At 66.9% G+C, this 24,995-nt stretch carries 1 pseudogene (cut by a window edge); it reads right to left on the bottom strand.

Annotation, left to right across the window (positions count from 1 at the left end):
- A pseudogene (locus AC1D75_RS09210) lies at positions 1–24,995 on the bottom strand (non-ribosomal peptide synthase/polyketide synthase) (its annotated part extends 9,001 nt beyond the left edge of the window); the annotation flags it as partial.

Here is a 24,995-nt window from a genome sequence, read left to right as displayed (position 1 = left end):
ATCGACTCGGTCACATCGAATCCGACGCCGATCAGCGAACGCAGCCGAGCGTGCAGGTCGTTGTCGTCGGCGACCTCGTGGATGTCGAGGGTCGAGGCCGAATCGGGCAGGTCGCTGCCGTCGACGATCAGCTGCCGTGGCCCGTGGCCGTCGTCCGGGTACCGGGTTCGCAGGATCTCGTGGCGATGCACCACATCGGCCACCGCGGCGCGCAATGCTTCGGTGTCGAGTTCGCCCGACATCGAGATGGCGGCCGGGATGTTGTACGCCGGCGACGCCGTGTCGAACTGGTTGATGAACCACATCCGGCTCTGTGCCGGAGACAGCGGTATCCGGTCCGGACGCGGTCCGGCGATCAGCGGTGGACGATCGCGGCCACCGTCGGCCCGCTCGGCCAACTGCGCGAGGCCGGCGACCGTCGGTTCGACGAACAGATCACGGACAGCAAGATCTGATCCCACCGCCGCGTTGATCTGGGCCACGACCCGTGTTGCGGTCAGGGAGTTCCCGCCGAGCACGAAGAAGCTGTCGTGGACACCCACGAGATCGACACCGACGAGATCGGCGAAAATGCCTGCCACGATCTCCTCGACCGGTGTCCGCGGCGGCTGATATCCCTCGGTGCTGGCGAATACCGGCTCGGGCAACGCCTTTCGATCGAGTTTGCCGTTGATGCTCAGCGGTAGCTCATCGAGCGGCACGACCACTGCAGGAACCATGTACGCGGGCAATTCCTCGGCGGCGGCCGCCAACACGGCGTGGGTGTCCGGCGCCGCGGCGCCCTCGGTCACCACGTAGGCCACCAGCTGTTCGCCCACGTGCGGGTCGCTGTGGACGGTCACGACTGCGGCCCGCACCTGCGGCGACTGCAGCAGGACACGCTCGATCTCGCCGAGTTCGATGCGGAATCCACGCACCTTCACCTGGAAGTCGCTGCGCCCGACGTATTCGAGCGTGGGCGATTCACCCGCGACCGCAACCCAGCGGGCCAGGTCGCCGGAGCGATACATCCGGGTCCCGTTGCCGCCGAACGGATTGGCGACAAACCGTTCGGAGGACAGATCACTGCGACCCTGGTACCCGCGGGCGAGTTGGGCACCGGCGAGGTACAACTCACCGGTCACCCCGTCCGGCACCGGCTGCAACCGGGTGTCGAGGACGTAGATCTGCGTGTTCCACTCGGGGCGACCGATCGGAACCACCGAGCCGATCGTCGCGGGCACCGGTTGGTGCGTGACACTGACCGCGGCCTCCGTCGGCCCGTACAGGTTGTGCAACTGCGGAACGGGGCCGGTGCCTGCGGTCAGCTGCCGGAACCGGTGCACCACATCAGGAGTCAGCGCCTCACCGATGCAGAGCACGTGGCTCAGCGACGTCAGTTGCTCGGGCCGGGCATCGGACAGGAAGGCTCCGAGCAGTGAGGGCACAAAGGTCACGGTGGTCACGCCGGTGCGTTCGATGAGTCCGGCTAGGTAGACCGGATCCCGATGCCCCTGCGCGTCGGCAACCACCAGACGGGCACCCGCGGTCACGGCCCACCAGAACTCCCAGACCGAGAGGTCGAAGGTGGCCTGGGTGCGCAGCAGCAGTGCGTCGTCATTGCCGAGCCGGAACTCGGAGGTGATCCAGTTGAGCTGGTTGACGATTGCCGCATGCGACACCGCCACACCCTTGGGCCTGCCGGTGGAACCGGAGGTGTAGATGACATAGGCGGTGTTCTCCGGGCGCAACGGCGCCAACCGGTCATTGTCATCGATCTCGTCCACCGACACCGACGAGGTGTCGAGTTCGGTCAGATCCACCACCTCGACGGCGTCGGGCAGGCCGGACGGCCGCTCCCCCGCCACCAGCACCATCACCGGCTGCGCGCTGTCGATGATGAAGGAAATGCGATCGAGGGGATGATCGGGATCGATGGGCAGGTATGCGCCACCTGCCACCGAGACCGCGTACATCGCAACGACAAGATCGAGTGAACGTGGCATGGCCAGTCCGACAACGGTTTCCGGACCGACACCGCGATCGATCAGAACCCGGGCAACGGCGTTGACCCGCGAACGGAGTTCAGCGTAGGTCACCGCCTGCTCGTTGTCGCACTCGATGGCGACGAGATCCGAGTTGTCGTTCCACGATTGCTGCAGCGCGGCGGCCAGTGTTCCTGCAGACAACACCACCGAGGTGTTGTTGCGACCCCGCAGCACCTCCCGACGCCCTCGCTCCGTCAGCATCGGCAGATCACCGACGGCGGTGTACGGCTCGGCGACGATCTCACCGACAAGGGTGACAAAGCGGCCTGCGAAGGTGTCGACCGTCTGCGCGTCGAAAAGGTCGTCGGCATAGGTAAACACCGCGTCGAGGCCTGCGGGCCTGCCTGCGTCGTCATAGTTGTCGGACAAGATCAGCTGCAGGTCGAATTGGGCGACACCGTCCGGCAATTCGACCGGTTCGATGCTCAGACCGGGCAGTTCCAGACTGGACCGCTCCATGTTCTGGAACGACAGACCGACCTGGAAGATCGGGTGATGCGCGGTGGACCGGACCGGGTTGAGGACCTCCACCAGACGCTCGAAAGGCACGTCGGCGTGGGAGAACGCCTCAGCGTCCCGGTCGCGAACGGCATCGAGAAGTGTGTTGAAGCTGCGGCCGAGATCGATGTCGGTCCGCAACGCCAGCGTGTTGACGAACATGCCGATGACACCCTCGACCTCACTCTCACCGCGACCACCGATCGGTGTGCCGACAGTGATGTCGGTATTGCCGCTCAGGCGGGCCAGAAGCAGGGCGTAGGCGGCGTGGAAGGCCATGAAGGTACTCGCGCCCCTCGTGCGCGCCAGGTCCGCCATGCCGCGGTGCAGATCCGCCGAGATGCTGAACGCATGCTGCCTGCCGCGCAGCGACTGCACGGGTGGACGCGGACGATCGGCGGGCAGTTCCAGCTGATCGGGTACACCGTCGAGATTGCGTTTCCAGAAGTCGATCTGCGTCGACAGCAGGCTGTTCGGGTCCTTCTCGTCGCCGAGGAGTTCGCGCTGCCAGATCGAGTAGTCGGCGTACTGCACCGCCAACGGTGTCCAGCTCGGGCTCTCGCCCTGCGACCGCGCCGCGTAGGCCATCGCGAGGTCACCGACAAACGGTGCCACCGATTGACCGTCGGCCGCCACGTGATGGATGACCATGGCCAGCACGTGCCGGGTCGGGTTGACCTGCAACAGGCCGATCCGCACCGGCACCGCGGTGGTCACGTCGAATCCCCGCGAGACGAATTCACGCATCGTGTCGGCGACCGTCTCTTCGGTCGTCTCCAGGAGCTCGATCTCGGGAGTCGCCTGGGCCGGCGTCAGGATCACCTGATGCGGTCCGGCCGGTGAATCCGGGTAGACGGTCCGCAACGACTCGTGTCGGGCCGCCACATCGGCGATCGCCCGCCGCAGTGCAGGCAGGTCGAGATCGCCGACCAGGGTGACCGCCGCCGGGATGTTGTATGCGACCGAATCGGGATCGAACCGGTTGAGGAACCACATCCGGGTCTGAGCCAGCGACAACGGGATCCGGACCGGCCGGGGGCGTGCCACCAGTGGCTGCCTCTGCGTGCGCACACCGGTCTCCGACGAGAGCCGCTGCGCGAGTTCGGCAACGGTGGGAGCTGCGAACAACTCCCGCACACCGATCTTTCCGCCGAGGGCGGCACTGGCGCGCCCGACCACCTTGGTGGCACTGAGTGAGTTGCCGCCGAGGTCGAAGAAGCTCTCGTCGATGCTGACCTCGGATACGCCGAGTACCTCGGCGTAGACCTCGGCCAACGTGGCCTCGATCTGGTTGCGCGGTGCGATGTATGTCCGCTCGCCCACGGTGAACACCGGCGCCGGTAGCGCCCGCCGATCCAGCTTGCCGATCGGGGTGAGCGGAATCGAGTCCAACAACATGACAACCGTCGGCACCATGTGCTGCGGCAGATGCTCGCCCACAGCGCGTTTGAGCGACTCCACATCGATCTCGCGATCGCGCTTGGCCAGGACGTAGGAGACCAGGACGTGATCGCCCTGCGGACCCGGGGTGCCGAGTGTGATCGCGAAGTCGACGTCGGGATGCGCGTCCAGCACCCGGTCGATCTCCCCCAGCTCCACGCGGAAACCACGAATCTTGACCTGGAAGTCGCTGCGGCCCACATACTCCAGCGAGTTGGGGTGCACATCCGCGTCCATGCTGTACCGCACGAGGTCGCCGGTGCGATACAGACGCGCCCCGGGTTCGCCGTAGGGATCAGGCACAAACCGTTCGGCGGTGATCTGCGGACGATTGAGGTAACCCCGCGCCACCCCGGGCCCGGCCAGGTAGAGCTCACCGACAACACCGCGCGGAACCACGCGCATCCTCGAGTCCAGGACGCGGGTGGTGACTCCTCGCAACGCAGAACCGATGGTCACCCGGTCGCCGGCATCGAGGGCGGGAGTGATGGTCACGATGACCGTGGCCTCGGTGGGGCCGTACGCATTTCGCAACGCGCCCGGCCAGCGGTCGGTCAGTTCCGGAGGACAGACGTCGCCACCGACGACAACCGAGCGCACCGAGTCGAGCCCGGCGGGGTCGACCGTCATCAACGCGGTCGGCGTCATGACCACATTGGTGACTTGTTCGGCGGCGATCAGCTCGGCCAGTTCGGAGCCACCGAAGACGTCCTGGGGTGAGACGACAACGGTTGCACCGGCGGTGAACGCGGCCAGCAGTTCGCCGACCGACGTGTCGAAACTCGGTGAGGCGACATGCAGGAACCGGGAGTCCGGGCCTACGTCGTAGTGCTCGCGCACGTCCTGAGCGAGGTTTGCCAGACCGCGGTGCGTGACCACCACCGCTTTCGGCCTGCCGGTCGAGCCGGAGGTGTAGATCAGGTAGGCGACCTGGTCGAGCCGCATGGGGCTGATCCGATCGGCATCGGTGACGGCAGCACCGGATTCGTCACCGGTGGCCAGCTCGTCGATGTCGTGCCAATCGACCACAGCGGGCAGATCGCCGGCGTCCGCGGCGACGGTGATCCCGAAAAGCGCCCCCGAGTCGTTGAGCATCTCCACGATGCGTTCGCGCGGGTAATCGAGGTTGATCGGGAGGTAGGCGGCACCCGTTTTCGCGATGGACCAGGTTCCGACAACAGAGGCCAGCGAGCGGTGGGTTCCCAGGGCGACAACGGTTTCCGGTCCGGCGCCCGCCGAGATGAGGCGACGAGCGATGGTGTTGGTCAGGCGATCGAGCTGGGTGTAGGTCAGCTCGCGACCCTGGTAGGAGACGGCGACGCCGGACGGGTTGATCCCGACCCCGCGGCCGAGTAGTTCTGGCAGCGTCTGTGGCGCGGTGCCCTCAGGCCCGGACACCGACACCAGATCGGCGAACTCCTCGTCACCGAGCACGTAGATGTCGCTGACGACCATGTCGGGGTCAACGGCCACCGCAGCCAGGATGCGATTGAACCGTTCGGCGAAATTGCGGATCGATGACGGGTCGAACAGATCGCTCGCATAGGTGAACAGGCCGCGCATCGCCGCGCCCGGTTCGTCGTTGTCGCCGATCGACAACTGCAGATCGAACTTGGCGACGTCGAAGTCGGCGCGTACCGGTGACACCCGCAATCCGGGGAGCGTCAGTTCGGGAACCTCGTTGTTGTCGAACGACAACGCCACCTGGAACAGCGGATGGTGCGCGGTCGAGCGGGGCACGTCGAGCACTTCGACCAGGCGCTCAAAAGGTATGTCGCCGTGCGCCATCGCATCGATGTCTGCCGCACGCACGGTGGCGAGAAGGTCGGCAAACGTCTCTTTGGGATCGACCTCGGTGCGCAGTACGACGGTGTTGACGAACATGCCGACGAGCGGATCGAGCGCCTGTTCACCGCGACCGGCGATCGGGGTACCGACAGCGATGTCGGTGACTCCGCTCATCCGTTCCATGAACACGGCCAGTGCCGCATGGATCAGCATGAACATGCTGACGTCGTGCGTACGGGCGATGTGCTGCAGCGCTTCACGGACCTGCGCCGGAACCTCGAACTGGTGGCCGCCACCGCGCAGCGACTGTGTCGCAGGCCGCTGATGATCCGTCGGCAGGTTCACCGATTCCGGTAGCCCTGCCAAGGTCTTGCGCCAGAATGTGACCTGCTGCGCGGCAAGCGAATCGGCGTCTTTCTCGTCGCCGAGAACCTCCCGCTGCCACAGGGTGAAGTCGGCATACTGCACGGCCAGCGGTTCGAAATCGGGGGCCACTCCGGACCGCCGTGCCTCATATGCCCGCAACAGGTCCGCGAACAGGGGCGCCATGGAGGCGCCGTCGGCGGCGATGTGGTGAACCACCATCATCAGCAGGTGCTCGGTCTCGGACACACGCATCAGCACTATGCGGATCGGCAGTTCGGAGCTCACATCGAAGCCGGCCACCGCATGCCTGCGGAGTTCCGCCTCGATCGCCGCCTGATCGGCGCGCACCTCGATCTCGCGGTAGATGTCGGTCACCGCGGCGTCCGCTCCGTGGATCACCTGATGTGGTCCGTCCGATGAATCCGGGAACGTGGTGCGCAACGACTCGTGACGCTGCGCCACATCGGCGATGGCCGCGCGGAGGGCCGAGACGTCGAGTTCACCGGACAGCCGCAACGGCAGCGGCAGGTTGTATGCCGGTGAGCTGGTGTCGAACTGGTTGATGAACCACATCCGGGACTGGGCCAGCGACAGCGGGATCCGTTCGGGACGCTCGCGCGGGAGCAGTGGTGGACGGGTGGAGACCGCGCCCGTACGCCCGGCTGCCAGCTCCGCCAGTTCCGCAACGGTCGGATGGTCGAAGATGTCGCGGACGCTGATCTCGATACCGAGTGCTGCTGCCACCCGCGCTGCCACCCGGGTGGCCCCGAGTGAGGTGCCGCCGATGTCGAAGAACGAGTCCGTGGCGCCCACCTGCGCAGCCTTGGCGACGTCGGCGAAGACCGCGGCAACTGCACGTTCGCCGGCTGTCCGTGGTTCGACGTGCTGCGAGTCGTCGCCGCCCGATTCCGGTCGGGGCAGCGCGGCGCGGTCGAGTTTGCCGTTGACCGTGAGCGGGAGCTCATCGAGGATCATGACCACATCCGGGACCATGTAGCTGGTCAGGAAATCTGCCACCGCAGCCCGAACTCCGGTGGTACCCAACGCGGCACCGAACTCGGGAACGACGTATGCGATCAGACGTTCACCGGTGGACAGGCCCTGCCCGTTCGCACCTTCGACGATCGCGACAGCCGAAGCCACGCCGTCGGTCCGCAACAGCGCTGCCTCCACCTCACCGAGCTCCACCCGGTAGCCGCGTAGCTGAACCTGGGAGTCGCTGCGCCCCAGGTATTCCAGTTGATCGTGGGTATTCCAGCGCGCGATATCGCCGGACCGGTAGAGCCGCTCGCCAGGAGCCCCGAACGGGTTGGCGACAAAGCGTTGGGCGGTCAGATCTTGCCGATCCAGATACCCCCGGCCGAGCTGGACGCCCGAGACGTACAGATCACCGGCAACACCCGTGGTCACCGGGTGCAGGCGGCCGTCGAGGATGTGGACCCGCAAACCACTGATGGGCTCACCGACCACCGACGACGTTGCCTGCGCGGCGAACTCGCGATCGAGGCGCATCTTCGTGACGTGCACGGTCGTCTCGGTGATCCCGTACATGTTCACCAGCACCGGAGCGGTGTCGGCGTGGCGGGAGTACCACCGGTCCAGCTGTCCGAGATCGAGCGCTTCGCCACCGAAGATCACGTACCGCAACGCCAGATCGCCCGATTCGGCCACCCGATCGGCCTCGGCGAATTGATAGAACGCCGACGGTGTCTGGTTGAGGACCGTGACCTGTTCCCGGACGAGGAGCTCACGGAACTCGTGCGGCGAACGCGACGTCGCGAAGTCGACCATGACAAGCGCGCCGCCGTACAGCAGCGGGCCCCATAGTTCCCAGACCGAGAAATCGAAGGCGTACGAGTGGAACATCGTCCACACGTCATTTTCGTCGAAACCGAAGTCACGCTGTGTGTTCCGGAACAGGGCCACCACTGTTTCGTGGGTGATCACAACGCCCTTGGGACGTCCGGTCGAACCCGACGTGTAGATCACGTACGCGGTGTTCGCGGGTACGAGCGGCCCGGCGAGCTCGGTCTGCGCCACCGCTGATCCGTCGAGGGTCGCGAGTTCGTCGGCGACCGAGGGCGCGTCGAGCACCACTGTGGTCGGCAACTCCGACGGCAACGCCGGCCGGTGGTTCTCGGTCATCAGCACCAAGACGGGCGCCGCATCATCGAAGACGAACTGCAGACGCTCTGCCGGGTGGCTGACGTCGATGGGCAGATAACCACCACCGGCCTTCAACACCGCCAGCAACGCCACCACCAGATCCGCGGTCCGCTCGAGTGCGATCGCCACCAGCTTCTCGGGTCCGACACCGCGGGCGATCAGCAGGCGGGCGAGTTTGTTGGCGCGTGCATCGAGCTCGGCGTAGGTGAGGACCTGGTCCCCGTCGATGAGAGCCCGGTTGTCGGGAGTGCGCACAACCTGTTCGTCGAACAACCGCACCAGGGTGGCATCCCGTGCCGATCCCTCCCCCGATTCCATGATGACAGAGGCGAGCATGCCCGTGAACTGTTCGGCGAAGCCGACGGCGGAGTCGCCTTCGAGAAGTCCGGGAAGCAACGTCGACAGCGCGACCGTGATGGCGGCCTCGGCACCGACACCGACCGCCGCCAGTGTCACCACGAGTTCGGTCGACTTGGCGTGCAGGGCGCCATAGGTCACATCGGTACCGTTGTGCGAGAGCGCGATTCCGTCGGGATTGATCCGCGCTGCGGTCTCCAGCAGTTCCGAGAGCGACTTGCCCTTGAGCTCGGCAAGTGCCGATCCGAAGCCCTCTGCCTCTGCACCATCGATCGATCGATCGTGCGAGCGGCGTTCGGCCGCGGTCAGGATGTCGATGTCCCCGACGATGACGTCCGGATCGGCAGCGATCGCGGTCAACACCGAGAGGAATCGCTGCGACATCGCCTCGACGGTCGACTCGTCGAAGATGTCCACCGCGTAGTCGAGTACCGCGTCGATACCCCGGCCCCGGCCGTCGGTTCCGAAGGATTCCGAAACACTGAGCCCCAGATCGGATTTCACATAGCGCAGCGGCGACTCGAGTCCGCTGACCTGCAGACCCGGCAACGTGACGGTGGGGATGTCGATGTTCTGCATCGTGAGCATGGCCTGCACCAGCGGCGCGTACTTGCGCGAGCGCACCGGTGCGAGTGCTTCGACAACCTGCTCGAAGGGCAGGTCGGCGTTGTTGAACGCGGCCAGGTCCGACGCCTTCGTCTCGGCGAGCAGCGAGGTGAAGGACGCCGAGAAATCCACCCGGCTACGCATCACCAGGGTATTGACGAACATGCCGACCAGTCCTTCGACGGCCGAGGCATTGCGTCCGGCGGTCGGGGTGCCGACGGCAACATCGACCGAACCGCTCAACCGCGACAACAAGATCGCGTACGCGGCGTGGACCACCATGAACAGCGTGCTCTCGTTGTCCTTGGCGATGGCGTGCAACTGCTGCTGCAGCTGCGCTCCGATCGTGAACCGAACCTCACCGCCTGCCACCGACCGCTTGTCGGTGCGCGGCCGATCGGTGGGGATGTCCAGCAGCTCGGGGAGCCCGGCAAGGTGTTGCCGCCAGAAGGAGATCTGCTGCGAGGCAACCGAATCCGCATCCTCTTCGGACCCCATCACAGAGCGCTGCCAGATCGCGTAATCGGCGTACTGCACCGACAGTGGCCGGAAGACCGGCGAGCTGCCTGCGGCGCGCGCCGTATAGGCGGACATCAGATCGGTGGCCAGCGGCACCAGCGACGAACCATCCGCCGCGATGTGGTGGATCACCAGGAGCACCACGTGATCGTCAGGTCCGACCTCGATCAACAACGCGCGCAACGGAGGCGCCGCGGTGACGTCGAATCCCTCGGTGGCCGTCTCGAGGCAGAGCGCGAGGAGTTCGTCCTCGGAGCCCACGGTCCCCGAGATCAGCGTCGGCGCAGCCTCATCGACGGTCAAGACCTTCTGGTAGGGCCCCTGGACCGAATCCGGATAGACGGTACGCAGGATCTCCTGCCGCTCCACGACATCGGTCAGGGCAGCGGTCAAGGCGGCCTCGTCGAGCCGTCCCCGCAGTCGCAGACCGAGGGGGATGTTGTAGTCCGCGGCATCGGGATTGAGCCGGTTCACGAACCACATCCGCTGCTGCGCGAGCGACAGTGGGATCCGGTCGGGGCGCGGCTGCGGCGTCAACGGCCGAATGGGCATGCCGTCGAGATCCGGGGAGGCGCTGATCGCCTCGGCGAGATCTGCCACCACCGGTGCCTCGAACAGTATCCGAACACCAAGTCGCACACCGAGAACCTCGTTGATCCTCGCGATGGCGCGCGTGGCGGCAAGCGAGTTGCCACCGAGATCGAAGAACGAGTCGTCGGCGCCCACTGCCTCGACCCCCAGGACCTCGGCATAGGCCGCGGCGATCGCATGTTCCATCGGTGTTGACGGTTCCCGGTGTTCGGTCGCCGTCGACGCGAACTCGGGCGCGGGCAGTGCCCTCTTGTCGAGCTTCCCGATCGGGGTCAGCGGCACCTCGTCGAGGAACACCATCGAGCTCGGAACCATGAACTTGGGCAGGAACCCACCGGCATAGTCAGCGAGGTCGCGCGAGTCGATGGTGGCACCGGGCTTCAGTTTCAGATAGGCGGCGAGCGCGGTGTCACCGGTGGGGCCGTCGACACCGATGGTCACGGCGAAGTCCACCGCGGGATGACCGGCGAGCACCGCGTCGATCTCACCGAGTTCGATGCGGAACCCGCGCACCTTGACCTGTTGGTCGGATCGGCCCATGTAGCCGACCTCGTAGCCGACGTGTCCGTCGGGACCGGTGACCGCAACCCACCGGACGACGTCACCGGTGCGATACATCCGCTCGCCTTGGGCGCCATACGGATTGGCGACGAATCGGGTCGAGGTCAGATCCGGCCGGTCGCGGTAGGCGCGGGAGACACCGGGTCCGCTGATGTACAGCTCGCCCGGGACACCGACGGGTACCGGATGCAATCGGCTGTCGAGTACCAGCGCACTCACACCGGCGATCGGAGCACCGATGGTGATCGGTTCACCGGCTGTCATCGGATCACTGATGTTGGTCATGATCGTGGTCTCGGTGGGGCCGTAACCGTTGTACAGGCGACGGCCGGGAGCCCAGCGCTGCACCAGATCTGACGGCACTGCCTCGCCACCGGCCACCACATCGGAGAAGTGCGGAAGACCCTGCGGGTCGATCGACGCCAGGGCGGCAGGCGTGATGAACGCATGCGTGACCTGATGCTCGGCCAGCAGTGCGTGGAGCTCGCCGCCGCCGTACACCCCTGGCGGCACGATGACCATGGTGGCGCCTGCACCCACGGCCAGCAGCAGTTCGAGGATCGACGCGTCAAAGCTCGGTGACGCAAAGTGCAGTGTGCGCGAGGACGTCCCGGTCCGGTAGCGGCGCCGCTGCTCGTCGCTGAAGGCTGCCAGTCCGCGGTGGGTGACCTCCACGCCCTTCGGCTTCCCGGTGGTGCCCGAGGTGTAGATGATGTACGCGCAGTTCGATACCCGCACGCTGCCGCGCCGTTCGGCGGCGGTGATCAGATCACCTGCGTGACGGTGCAACGCCGGATCGTCGATGTCGAGCCAGTCGATTGTCTTCGGCAGCCGCATGGCGTCGACGCGACGCGTCATACCGATCCGCGCCCCGGAATCGGCGAGCATGTGCGCCACCCGATCGGCCGGATAGTTCGGATCGACAGGCACGAACGCCGCACCACTTCGAGCAACCGCCCACACCGCCAGCACCGATTCGATACTGCGGGTGATGCCCAGTGCCACCACGTCTTCGGGTCCCAGACCGCGTGAGATCAATTCTCTGGCAAGGCGGTTCGATCGGTTGTCGAGCTCGCGGTAGGTCATGGCCTGCTCGCCGCAGATCAGCGCGACACCATCGGGGTCAACGGCCGCTGCGTGGTCGAGCAGATCGATCAGGGTTGCCGGTTCCGGCGCGGGTACACCGCGCACGGGAACCAGGTCGGTGCGTGCCTGCTCGTCGAGCAGGTCGATCTCACCGATGAGTACGTCGTCGTCTGCGACCATGCCTTGCAGGATCCGCAGGAGCCGATCTGCCAAGGCCTGCGCGGTCGACGGATCGAAGATGTCGGTGGCGTAACCGAGGAAGCCGGCCAGGCCGGCGGCCGCTCCGCTCTCGCCCCACTGTTCGGTGAGTTCGAACGACAGGTCGAACTTGCTGAATGCGGTGTCCACCGCACCTGGGGTCACCTCGAGTCCTTCGAGTTCGAACGTGGGCCGGGCGTTGTTGTTCAACCCGAACACGACCTGGATCAGCGGCGTATGTGCCGTTGATCGACTCACCGTCAGGGCATCGACGATCTGCTCGAACGGAACGTCACTGTGGTCGAACGCGTCCAGGTCGCGGGCCCGGACGTCGGACAGGAAGTCGCCGACCGACCGGTCCAGGGGGACATCGGTTCGCAGGACCAGGGTGTTGACGAACATCCCGACCACCGGATCGAGTTCTACGGCGCCGCGTCCACCGACGGGGGTTCCGAGGGCGACATCCTGGTCAGCTCCGCTGCGGGCCAGCAGAATTGCCACGGCGGCATGCAGGACCATGAAGCTCGACAGTCCGCGGGCCCCGGCCAGAGCCACCACCTGCTGATGCAGGTCGGCGGGCACGTAGAACAGGTGGCTGCCGCCCACATCACTGCGCACATTCGACCTCGGACGGTCGGTGGGCAGACCGATCACCTCGGGCATACCGGCCAATTGTGTTCGCCAGTAGTCCAGTTGAGCGGCTGCCGCACCACCGGGGTCATCGGTGGCGCCGAAGTTCTCCTGCTGCCAGATCGCGAAGTCGGTGTACTGCACCGCAAGTGGTGCCCACCCGGGCGCCCGGCCCTGGCTGCGGGCCTCGTAAGCGGTCAGCAGGTCCGACGCCATCGGACGCATCGACAATCCGTCCGAGGCGATGTGATGGACAACGATCACGAGCAGGTGCTGTTCGCGGGTGTCGCCACCGGTGTTGTCGGTGTCGGCAGCGTTGTCGGCGTTGTTCCCGGCTTCCGGTTCGATGCGCCACAGGGCCGAACGGAACGGCACCGTTGTCGTGACATCGAAACCAATGCGGGCGAATGTCTGGAGGCGTTCCCACACCTGGTCCCGTGCGATCACATCGAGGCGGAAAGGCGGTAGGGCATCCATCACCGGAACCACGACCTGCTCGGGTCCGTTCGGTCCCTGCGGGTAGACAGTCCTCATCACGTGCTGACGATCGACCAGATCGACCAACGCCTCACTCAGCGCCTCGACGTCGAGTTCCCCGGTGAGCAGGAGCGTCATCGGGATGTTGTAGGCACCGGACTCCGGATCATACCGATTGATGAACCAAAGCCGCTGCTGTGCGAGTGAGAGCGGTATCCGCTCCGGTGCAGGGCCTTCGGGCTTGGAGAAGCGGGTGACCGCATGCCCGGGCCTGCCGGTCCCATCGGTACGGCGCAGCTCCACGAGCGCGGCGAGTTCGGCCGGGGTCACCGCATCGAAGACATCGCGCAGTCCGATGGCGGTTCCGAGGGCATCGGTGAGCCGGTTCGCCAGTCGGGCGGCGCTCAGGGAGTTGCCGCCCTGTTCGAAGAACGATGCGGTGGCACTGACCCGATCGACGCCGACGGTATCGGCGAAGACCCCCGCGATGATCTCTTCGAGCGGTGTCCGGGGAGCCACGAAGGATTCGCCGGTGTCCTGCCCGAATTCGGGGGCGGGCAACGCCTTTCGGTCGACCTTCCCGTTCGGGTTGAGCGGCAGCGAATCCATGACCACGAGAGCTTCGGGAACCATGTAGTCCGGAAGCACCTTGGCCAGTTCGGCGCGGACCGATGCGACGTCGAGTCCCGGATCAGCGGCCAGGTGGGCCGCGAGTCGACGGTCCGAGGACTCGCCGTGTGCCGACACCACGGCCTGGCGGATACCCGCCAGGGCCGTCAGCGCGGATTCGATCTCACCGAGTTCGATCCGCAGACCGCGGACCTTGACCTGGAAGTCGCTACGTCCGATGAACATCGCGTCGCCGCCGGGCAGGCGTCGCACCAGGTCTCCGGTGCGGTACATCCGGGCGCCGGGCGCGCCTGCGGGATCGGCCACGAATCGGGCAGCGGTGATACCGGGCATCCGGCCGTAACCGCGGGCAAGCGCGACACCTCCGATGTAGAGCTCCCCCACCACACCGATGGGTACCGGACGCAGGCGTTGATCCAGGATCTTGTGGGTCACGTTGGGGATGGTGTGCCCCAGCGTGATCGGGCCGATGTCACGGGTCTCGCCCTCGGCGTTGACCGCGTGATCGGACAGTGGCACCCACCGCGCCGCCGTGGTTGCCGCGGCCTCGGTGGGCCCGTACATGGAGAGCATCGCGGTGTCGGTCCCGAGCAGGGTGCGATAGGCGCGCGGCATCAGGGCCTCGCCGCCGGTCGCGACCGTGTCGAGCGTGGTCAGTACATTCCCCGCGTCGAGCTCGGTGAGCAGCTCCAGCGCGCTCGGCGCGACGTTGAGCAGGGAGATGTCCTCGGATCCGATGATGCCGAGAATCTCTTCGGGGTCAAAGCCTTCGGTGACCAGTCGGATCACGCCGCCGACGCGCAACGCGGTCCAGATGTTCTTCTGGGTCAGGTCGAAACGCGGTGACGACGCGATGATGACGGTGTCGCCGTCGGAGAACCGGAGCTGATCGCGATACCAGCCCCACATGTTCAGCAGCCCGCCTGCCGGCACCAGGGTCGGCTTCGGACGTCCGGTCGACCCGGACGTGGTGATCACGTAGGCCAGCCGCAGGTCAGCGCCGGGTTCGGCCCAGCGGTCGGCATGGCCGGCGGCGTCGAGCCTGCCGAGTGCGGCATCGGTGTCGGTGTCGCCCAGTTCGATCAGGTGCGCCCCGGCAGCGACGATCCCGGCACGGAGTTCGGCGGTGAGGACATCGTGGCTCGCGACAACCACGCGCGTACCGGCATCGGCGACGATCGACGACGCCCGCTCCGCCGGTCCAGCCGGATCCAGCGGAAGATACGCCGCACCCGCCTTCCATGCGGCGAGCATCCCGATCACCCAGTGCGCCGACCGTGCGGTGAGCAATCCGACCACGTCGTCGGGTCCGATACCCCGCGAGATCAGTTCGGTGGCAAGTTGATTGGCCGACCGGTCGAGCTGGCGGCGAGTCAGCGACGTCTCCGGGCTCCGGACCGCCGGGGCGTCCGGGTTCTCCCGCACGCGCGCATCCCAGTCGGTGAGCGGGGTTGCGGTTGCTGCCACGGCAGCGGTGGTCGCCGGCGATGACGCAGGGGTACTGCGGTAGCCGGAGAGGTCACGGTCACCGAGCAGACGGGCGGCGTCGGCGATGACGTTGTCGAGGGCGACAGCGAAGCCGTCCGGGATCGCCACCATGGTGGGAACCAGGCTGGTGAGCACCACCGACGCGATCGCATCGGCATCCATGCCGCGCTCGCCGAGCGGACCCGACAGCGCGCCGAAGCGGTCACTGAAGTCGCGGTAGGTGATCTGGATGCCGTCGGCGTCGAGCGCCACCGCATCGGGATCGATGTCGACCGCGGCGGCGAGGAGCGCGGCGAGGTCCGCGGCGCTGTATGCCGGGGTCGCCGCGACCGCGGGTTCGGAGTCCTGCGCCACGAGCTCGTCCTCGAGATGTTCGGCTGCGGTGAGGATGTCGATGTCCCCGACCACAGCGGTCGGGTCCGCGGCGACCGCACGCGCCAGGATCTCGAAGCGTTCGGCGATGGCCGCCACGGTCTCGCGCTCGAAAATATCTGTGGCGTATGTGATCCGGCCACGCAGATCATGACGACCGTCGACGTCGGTCGTGTCGTCGATGGTGAACGTGAGGTCGAACTTGGCGCCCTGGATCATCCCGTCGACAACGGCCACGCGCAGTCCGGGCAGGTCGATCGAGGCGCTCTCATTGTTCTCGAACGAGAGCAACACCTGGAACAGCGGAGAATGGGACTGCTGCCTGCGCGGCACGAGCGCCCCGACGACGCTCTCGAACGGGATGTCGTCGTTGGCGAAGGCGTCGAGATCGGCCACTCGCACCCGGGTGAGCACATCGTCGAAACGATCGGCGGGATCGATTGCGGAACGCAGCACCACGGTGTTGACGAACATGCCGACCAGATCGTCGAGAGCGACGTGGTCGCGTCCACCGACCGGCGTGCCGACGGTGATGTCCGATGAACCCGACAGCCGCGCAAGCAGAGTCGCGACGATCGCGTGAACCACCATGAACACCGAGGCCTGCCGGCGCTGCGCGTAGGCGTCCAGTGCGGCCACCACATCGCCGGAGATCACCAACGGCACCGATGCACCCTGCATCGTCCGCCGGGCCGGGCGCGGCCGGTCCAGTGGCAGGTCGACGACCTCGGGCACACCCGACAGTGCGGCGCGCCAGAAGTCGAGCTGGCGGGCGGCGAGGGATGCCGGATCGTCCGGTGAGCCGAGCACCTGCCGCTGCCAGTGCGCGTAATCGGTGTACTGCACCGGAAGCGGTGCCCAGGTGAGTTGCGGATCGCTGCCGGTGGTCCGGGCTGCGTAGGCGGTCACCAGATCACGGGCCAGCGGGGCCATCGAGGCGCCGTCGGCCACGATGTGGTGGACGACCACGATCAGCAGGTGTTCACCGCCGGCGCGCAGCAACCGGGCCCGAACCGGCGCCGCTTCGGTGACATCGAAACCTGAGGCGGCGAAATCTGCTGCAGCGGAGAGCATCTGGCCCTCGTCGGCGACGTCCACCGGGTCGAGATCGACCTGGACATCGTCCGCGGACAACACCCGCTGGTACGGGCCGTGGGCGGTGTCCGGGAACACCGAGCGCAGCGTGTGCTGGCGTTCGAGAACGTCTGCGATCGCGGCCGCCAAGGCCTCGACATCAAGGGCGCCGGACAGTCGTAGAGGCAGCACGATGTTGTATGCCGGGGACTGCGGATCAAGACGATTGAGCAACCACATGGCCTGCTGGGCAAGCGACAGCGGTGGCCGCTCCCCCGCCTCGCCTGCCACGAGTTCGGGCAGGTCGGTTTCGCTCGGCGTGGTGTCGAGGCATCTGGCCAGCGTTTCGACGGTCGGGTTCTCGAAGATCTCGCGCACCGCCACGCGGCGACCGACGAGCGCGCTGATGCGGGCCGCCGCCTTGGTGGCCACCAGCGAGTTGCCGCCGAGATCGAAGAACGAGTCACTCACGCCGATCGACGACAGTCCGAGGACCTCCGCCAACACGGCGGCCAGCATCCGCTCGGTCTCCGTCGACGGCGCCGCACCGGCCGAGGCCAGCGCCGCCAGGTCCGGTTCGGGCAGCGCGGATCGGTCGAGTTTGCCCGCCCGGGTCAGCGGGATCTCGGCCAGGAAGACGATGGCGGCGGGCACCATGTGCGAGGGCAGTCGCTCTCCGACAAAGTCTCGAACAGCCTTGGTGTCCAACGGCTTCGACGCCAGCACATGCGCCACCAAAGTGGTGACACCCGAGGGCATCCGGGCGCCGGAGGTGACCGCGAAGTCGATGTCGGGGTGCGCGGCCAATGCGGCGTCGACCTCCCCGAGTTCGATGCGGAAGCCGCGGACTTTGACCTGGAAGTCGCTGCGTCCGACGTACTTCACCTCGAGGTCACCGGATTCGTTGCGGACCCACCGCACCACGTCACCGGTGCGGTACATGCGGGCACCGGGTGCGCCATGCGGATCGGCGATGAAGCGTTCGGCGGTCAGCGCGGCGCGCTTGTGATAGCCGCGGGCCACTGCAGGCCCGCTCAGGAACAACTCACCGTCGACGCCCACCGGGACCGGCTGCAGACGGCGGTCGAGGATCAGCGACGTGAGCCCACGCACCGGTGAGCCGATCGTGATCTCACCGGCAGGGTCCATCGGTCCGGCGATGCTCGCGACAATCGTTGTCTCGGTGGGTCCGTAGGCGTTGAACAGGCGTCGACCCGGGGCCCAGCGCGCGACCAGCTCGGGTGGGCAGGCCTCACCGCCGACGACAACGGATTCGAGGCGCTCCAGCCCCGCGGGGTCGACCGAGGCCAGCGCGGCCGGAGTGATGAAGGCGTGGGTGACGCCGTATTCGACGAGGAAGTCGTGTAGTTCGTCGCCGCCGTAGATCTCTGTCGGCGCGATCACCATCACCGACCCGTGGGCCAGCGCCAGCAACAACTCCAGCACGGAGGCATCGAAGCTCGGTGAGGCGAAGTGCAGCGTGCGTGAATTCTCGGTCAGCACAAAGCGATCCGACTGTTCACCCATGATGCTCGCCAAGCCGCCGTGGGTGACGATCACGCCCTTGGGGACCCCGGTGGTGCCGGAGGTGTAGATCATGTAGGCCGGGTTGGTGATCCGGATCGGGGCTGTGCGGTCGGCGTCGGTGACCGGTGCGGCCGATTCCCGCGAGATCGCGGTCGCGGTCTCTTCGGTATCGAGTTCGAGCCAGTCGATCGTCTCCGGTCGCGCCGATCGCCACCTCGACGTCGAAAGTCCGTAGGCCGCACCCGAATCGGCGAGCATGTGTTCGATGCGCTCGGCCGGGTACTGCATGTCGACGGGCAGATAGCCGGCGCCGGTCTTCGCCACCGCCCACAGCCCCACCAGGAAGTCGATCGAGCGGCCCATCCCGAGCGCCACGATCTGATCGGGTCCGATGCCACGGGAGATCATGATCCGCGCCAGCGCATTCGACCGTGCGTCGAGTTCGCGGTAGGTGATCGAGCCGGTCGTCGACACGGCGGCGTCGCGATCGCCGCCCGCGGCGGCCGCGGCGGCGAGCAGTTCGGGGAGCGTGTCGAAGGCGGTCTCGCCGGACCCGTTCCGGCCGAGCAGTTCGGTCCGCTCCGGCGCGGACAGGACCTCGACCTGACCCACCCGAACCGAGGGATCCGCGACGATCTCACCCAGCACCCGCAGGAACATCTGCAGGATCTGCTCGGCCTGATCCCGATCGACGGTCGCCGGCAGGTATTTCGCCGAGAGTCGCAGTCCCGGTTCGGTTGTCGCGATCAGCGTCAAGGGGTAGTGGGTGGCGTCGAGGATGTCGGCGTCGGCGACAGCCATCCCGTCGATCGCGGCGGCGGCGGCGAGCGCGCTGCGATCGAAGGGGTATGACTCGTACACCATCATCGTGTCGAACAGCGCGTCGGCATCGGTGGTCGCGGTGATCTCCGCGAGGCCGATGGTGTGGTGGTCGAGCAGTTCGGTCTGCTCGTGGGCGACCCGGGTGATCAGCCCGTCGAGATCTGCGTTGTTGTCCAGGCGCACCCGCACCGGCAGCGTGTTGATGAACAGCCCGAGCATCGACTCGATGCCGGCAACCTGCGGCGGCCGGCCCGACACCGTGGTCCCGAAGATGACGTCGTCGCGACCGGTCAACCGTGCCAACACGATTCCCCAGGCCGTTTGCAGAACGGTGTTGAGGGTGGTGCCGGCGGCCCGGACGTACTCGGTCAACCCGCGCGAGACGTCGTCGGCGACATCGACGTCGACCACATGCGGCACCTGACCGGCACTGTGGGCGGTGGCCGCCGGAAAGAGCGTGGTCGGTTCGGTCACGCCGGCCAGCGCGGCGGTCCATGCGGACAAAGCCGAGTCGGACGACTGCGACCGCAACCAGGTCAGATAGTTCCGGTAGGGAGCGGCCGGGCGCAGGGCATTCGCATTGCCGCCGGCACGGTAGATCTCGAGTAGGTCGCCCATGAAGATCGGCATGGACCAGCCGTCGAGCAGGATGTGGTGATTGGTCACCACGAAGCGGTACGACGTGGCGCCGCGCCTGATCATCGTGAACCGGATCAGCGGCGCAGCGTCCATCTCGAACGGGGCGATCCGTTCCTGATGGGTCAGCTCCGCGACACGTGTCTCGCGATCGCTCACGTCGACCTCGGACAGGTCGTGCTCGCTCCAGGGTGCGTCCACGTGTGAGGCGACCACAGCCAGGGCCGTGCCCTCGCTGTCGGTGACAAATGCGCTGCGCAGGTTGGGATGTCGGTCGATCAGGGCCTGGGCGCTGCGCCTCATCCGGTCGGGATCGACACCGGTCAGATCGAGCACCATCTGCGCGGCGTAGACATCCATCCCGCCTGCGGCGAGCTCGGCATGGAACAGCAGCCCCTCCTGCAGGGGTGTCAGCGGCCACACGTCGACGATGTCGTCGAACCGTTGCTCGAGCTCGTCGACCTGCGGCTGCTGCAGGTCCACCAAAGCCAGATCCGATGGGGTCAGCCCACCGGCCCCGGGCGACGACGCGTGCAGCGCAATCGATTCCAGCGCCCGGGTCCACAGTTCTGCGAAGCGGTCCACCGAGGCGTCGTCGAGCAGCGCGGCGGGATATTCGATCGTGGCCGAGAACTGCGGGCCGGCCTCCGATTCGGTGACCATCGCGTTGATGTCCAGCGCGGTCCGAACCGGCACCGCGGTGCCCCGGGTCCCCCGCAGGGCACTCTCGCCGTCCGGGATCCAGGGACCCGACATCCCGGTACCCGACAGCCGGCCCAGGTAGTTGAAACCGATCGCGGGTTCGGCGAACTGCGACAGTTCGGCAGCGCCTGCCTCGTTCAGATACCGCAGCAGGCCATAACCGACACCGCGCCGGGGCACCGCGGCGAGCTGTTCCTTGATCGACTTGACCAGATCACCCGCGGCGACGCCACCGGCCATCGCATCCTCGACATCGATGCCGGTGGTGCGCAGGAGTACCGGATAGGCGGTCGTGAACCAGCCGGCGGTCCGGGAGAGGTCGGATCCGGCGAGCAGTTCTTCCTCACGGCCATGCGCTTCGAGTGCCACGACGATCGACTGTCCGAGCGGTCCGGTGCCGTTGGGCTCCATCTGGGCTTCTCCGCGTTCACCCAGCCAGATGCTCGCGGCCAGCGACAGCGCCGCGAGGAGCCCGTCGTTCACACCACCATGGAAGGCCTGCGGAACCCGCGTCAGCAGGGCGTCGGTGAGCGCGGGCGAGATCGTGAACTCCCGGCGCCGCAGGGTCCCAACCAGATCGCGGGCGGGATCGACCCGCAACGTCTGATTGTCGATCGCAGAGAGCACCGAACGCCAGTGGCCGAGTTCGCCGGTGAGCTCGGGCTGCGCGGCCAGTTCGGTCAGGTTGTGAGCCCAGCGGCGCATCGAGGTGCCGGTCGGTGCGAGCACCACCTCATCGCCTGCGGCGGCCGCCGACCAGGCGATGGCCAGGTCCGGCAACAGGATTCGCCAGGTGACACCGTCGACCGCGAGATGATGGAGCACGATCAGCAGACGCCGACCGAGCTCGGGAGCCCAGTCGCCGGTCACCACCGTCACCGACATGATCGACCCCGTGGCCGGATCGAGCGCCTCGGTGGCATCCAGCGCAGCGGCAGCAACGGCCTCGTCGAACTCCGCCGTCCCGGGCGCCGGGTTCACCGTGATCTCCGATACCGCAACAGCTTTGGCGTCGGAGGTGGGATCGATGACGTGGTGCAGGCGTCCCGAATCGTCACTGAACAGGCGCGATCGCAAGATGTCGTGGTGGGCCACCACGGCGGCAAGCGTGCGGTTCAGGGTGTCGACAGAGAAGGGCTCGGGGGCCGGGACCACCACCGACTGGGAGAACGCTCGCGCGTTCTCGGGCTCGGCGGCCATCCACCGCATGATCGGCGTCAGCGCCACCTCGCCCACTGCCCCACCGGGCAGTTCGTGGACAACGGCTGCCGAACCCTCGTCCCTGGCGACCATTGCCAGCGCGCCGATGGTGTTGTGCTCGAACACCTCTCGCGACGAGAAGTGCAGACCGATCGTCCGGGCGCGGGAGACGAGCTGAATGGACATGATGCTGTCGCCACCGAGACCGAAGAACGAGTCGTCGAGTCCGACCTCCGGATGTCCGAGCAGGTCGCCGACGAGTCCGGCGATGGCCTTTTCGGCGTCCGTTGCCGGAGCCCGGAATGCGGTGGTGCGCACCGTGAAGTCGGGTGCAGGCAACGCCTTGCGATCGATCTTGCCGCTGGGCCCCAGTGGCATCTGCGGGAGTTCGACGAACGCGTCGGGCAGCATGTAGTCGGGAACCATCGCCGCGACGGTGTTGGTCAAGGCGGCGGTGTCGATCGACGATTGCCCGGCGGCACCGACCACGTAGACCACCAGGCGCTGACCGTGTTCGCTCTCGTGGACGGTCACCACTGCCTCGCGGACCGTCGCGTCGGACAGCACCGCGGATTCGATCTCCCCGAGTTCGATGCGAAGCCCGCGGACCTTGACCTGGAAATCGCTGCGTCCCTGGTACTCCAGCGCCCCGTCGGCCGACCAGCGAACCAGATCACCGGTGCGGTACATCCGGGTTCCGGCAGATCCGAAGACGGCAGGCACATATCGTTCCGCGGTCAGATCGGCGCGGCCGAGGTAGCCGCGGGTGAGCTGCTCACCCGAGAGATAGAGCTCGCCGACAGCGCCCACGACACACGGCCGCAGTTGCCGGTCGAGGACCCAGACCTGGCAGTTCCACACCGGACGTCCGATCGGGACACCGCGATCGACATCCGGGCCGACCGGCGCGGATGTGGCGTGAACGGTGAATTCGGTCGGGCCATAGAGGTTTTCGATCTGGACGCCGGGTAGCTCGCGACTCGCCCGGCGGGCCAGCCGCTCGCCGAAGGCCTCACCGGCCACCAGCAGCAGACGCAGGGCGGCAGGGTCGATGGGCCCGTTCTCGCCAAGGAAGAGCTGCAGCATCGAGGGTACAAATGAGGTCGCGGTGACGTGCTCCGACGTGATCACGTCGAGCAGGTACTGCGGATCCAGGTGTCCGTCGGGCCGGGCGATGACCACCCGGGCGCCCACGGTGGGTGCGAACAGCTCCCACACCGAGACGTCGAACGTCGTCGGTGTCTTCTGCAGGACAACGTCGTCGGGTCCGATCCCGTAGTGCCCGGCCAGCCATGCCATCTGGTTGACCACGGCGCGATGCGGAACCGCAACGCCCTTGGGTTTGCCCGTCGAGCCGGAGGTGAACAGCACGTAGGCCAGAGAGTCCGGACGCAACCGGCGCTCTCCGTCTGTCAGCGGCGCATCCGGGTAGCCGGCGAGATCGATCTGTTCGAGTTCGACGGGCTCGACACCGGTGTCCGCGACCACGGCGCGATCGGCGCCGGCGACCACAACACACATCGGCCCAGCGGTCTGCAGGACGTCGGTCGTCCGGCTCCGCGGATGGTCCGGATCGATGGGTACGTAGGCACCACCGGCCTTGAGGACCGCGTACACGGTCGCCACGAGCTCGAGGCCGCGGCGCAGGGCCACCCCGACGCGGACGTCGGGTCCCACTCCGGCGGCGATGAAATGTCGTGCGAGCTGGTTTGTCCAGGCGTCGAACTCGGCGAAGGTCATCCGGCGGGACCCGTCGACGAAGGCCGTCGCATCCGGGGTCCGCTCGACCTGGCGGCGCCACATCGCGATCAGGTCGGTCGCATCGACCGCGTTCTCGGTGTCATTCGGAGCCACCGTCGTTGCCGCGATCTCGGCCGATGAGCCCAGGGTGAGCGATCCGACCGGCGTTCCAGGGGCGGCCTGCAGCAGTCGGCCGAGGAAGTCGGTGAAGCGCTCATGGTGCCGGATGAGGTCGGCGTCGGAGTAGGACTGCGGGTTCGCCTCGAAGTCCACTCGCAGGTTCGAACCCGACACACCCGGATAGAGGTTCATCGAGAGGTCCTCGACGGGACCGGTGGTGAGTACGTGCAGATGTCCGACGACATCGCCGAGTTCCAGGATCGGATGGAACATCATCAGGTTGATGGACGGGCCGAACAGGCCACGCCTGCCGGTGCCCTGCCCGATGTCGCGGCGGATGTCCTCGTGCCGGTAGAGCTGCCGCCGCAGTGCGCCGGTCAGCTCGGTCTGCACGTCCGCGACGAGCTCTTCGATTGTCGTGGCGGGTGCCACCGTCAGGCGCAGCGGGACGATGTTGGAGACCATTCCGCCCGCACGGCGGAGTTTGGCGGTGTTGCGGCCCGAGACGGGCAGGCTCAGGACGACGTCTTCACTGTCGGTCATCCGGGCCAGGTAGGCGGCAAAGGCGGCGATCACCGTCGGTGCGGTGCTGCCTCCGGACTGCGCGGCCGCCTCGTCGAGCTTTGTGGCGATGTCGTCGGGAAGGGTGGCCGAGGCCAGTTGCGAATAGGCGCCGGGGGCAGCGCGGTGCGCGGACAGGGACAGCGGGCCGGGCAGGTCGGCCGTGCGCTCTGACCAATAGTCGCGATCCTTGACGAAGCGATCCGAGTCCCGGTACTTGCGTTCGTCCGCGACGATGTCGGGCAGTGCGGCGCCCTTGGACGGCGCCGGCTCGCGTCCGGCCACCAGTGCCGAGTAGACCTCGGCGATCCGGGTGACCGTGGCCATCGCACCGAATCCGTCGAGGGCGATGTGGTGGGTACGGACGTACCAGAAGTGGTGGTCGTCGCCGAGCCGCAGCAGGGCACTGACCGTGAGTCGATCGGCCAGCACGTCGACGGGTCGGCGGTATTCCTCACGCATCCATCGTTGTGCGGTGGCGTGCGGATCCGGTTCCCCGGACAGGTCGACGAACTCGATGCTGTCGTCGATCGACTCATCGACGAACTGGAGCGGTAGCGCGTCGGTCTCGACCAGGCTCAGATAGGCCGAGCCCATCTCGCGCCCGGCCACCTGCGAGGCCCTGGTCAGCAGGTCCGCATCGATGCGCCCGACCAATTCGACATACTGGGCAATATTGATCGGAATCGTACCCAGGGATTGCTGAGCGAAATAGATTCCGCGTTGCGCGGCCGAAAGCTCGAATGTTGCGTCACCGGACATATTTACTTGTTCTTCGGAGCGGCCAGCACTCAAAAGCTCTCGCTCCAATCT

The organism is Williamsia sp. Y712, from assembly GCF_059445525.1.
This window is presented reverse-complemented; position numbering and strand designations above follow the sequence as displayed.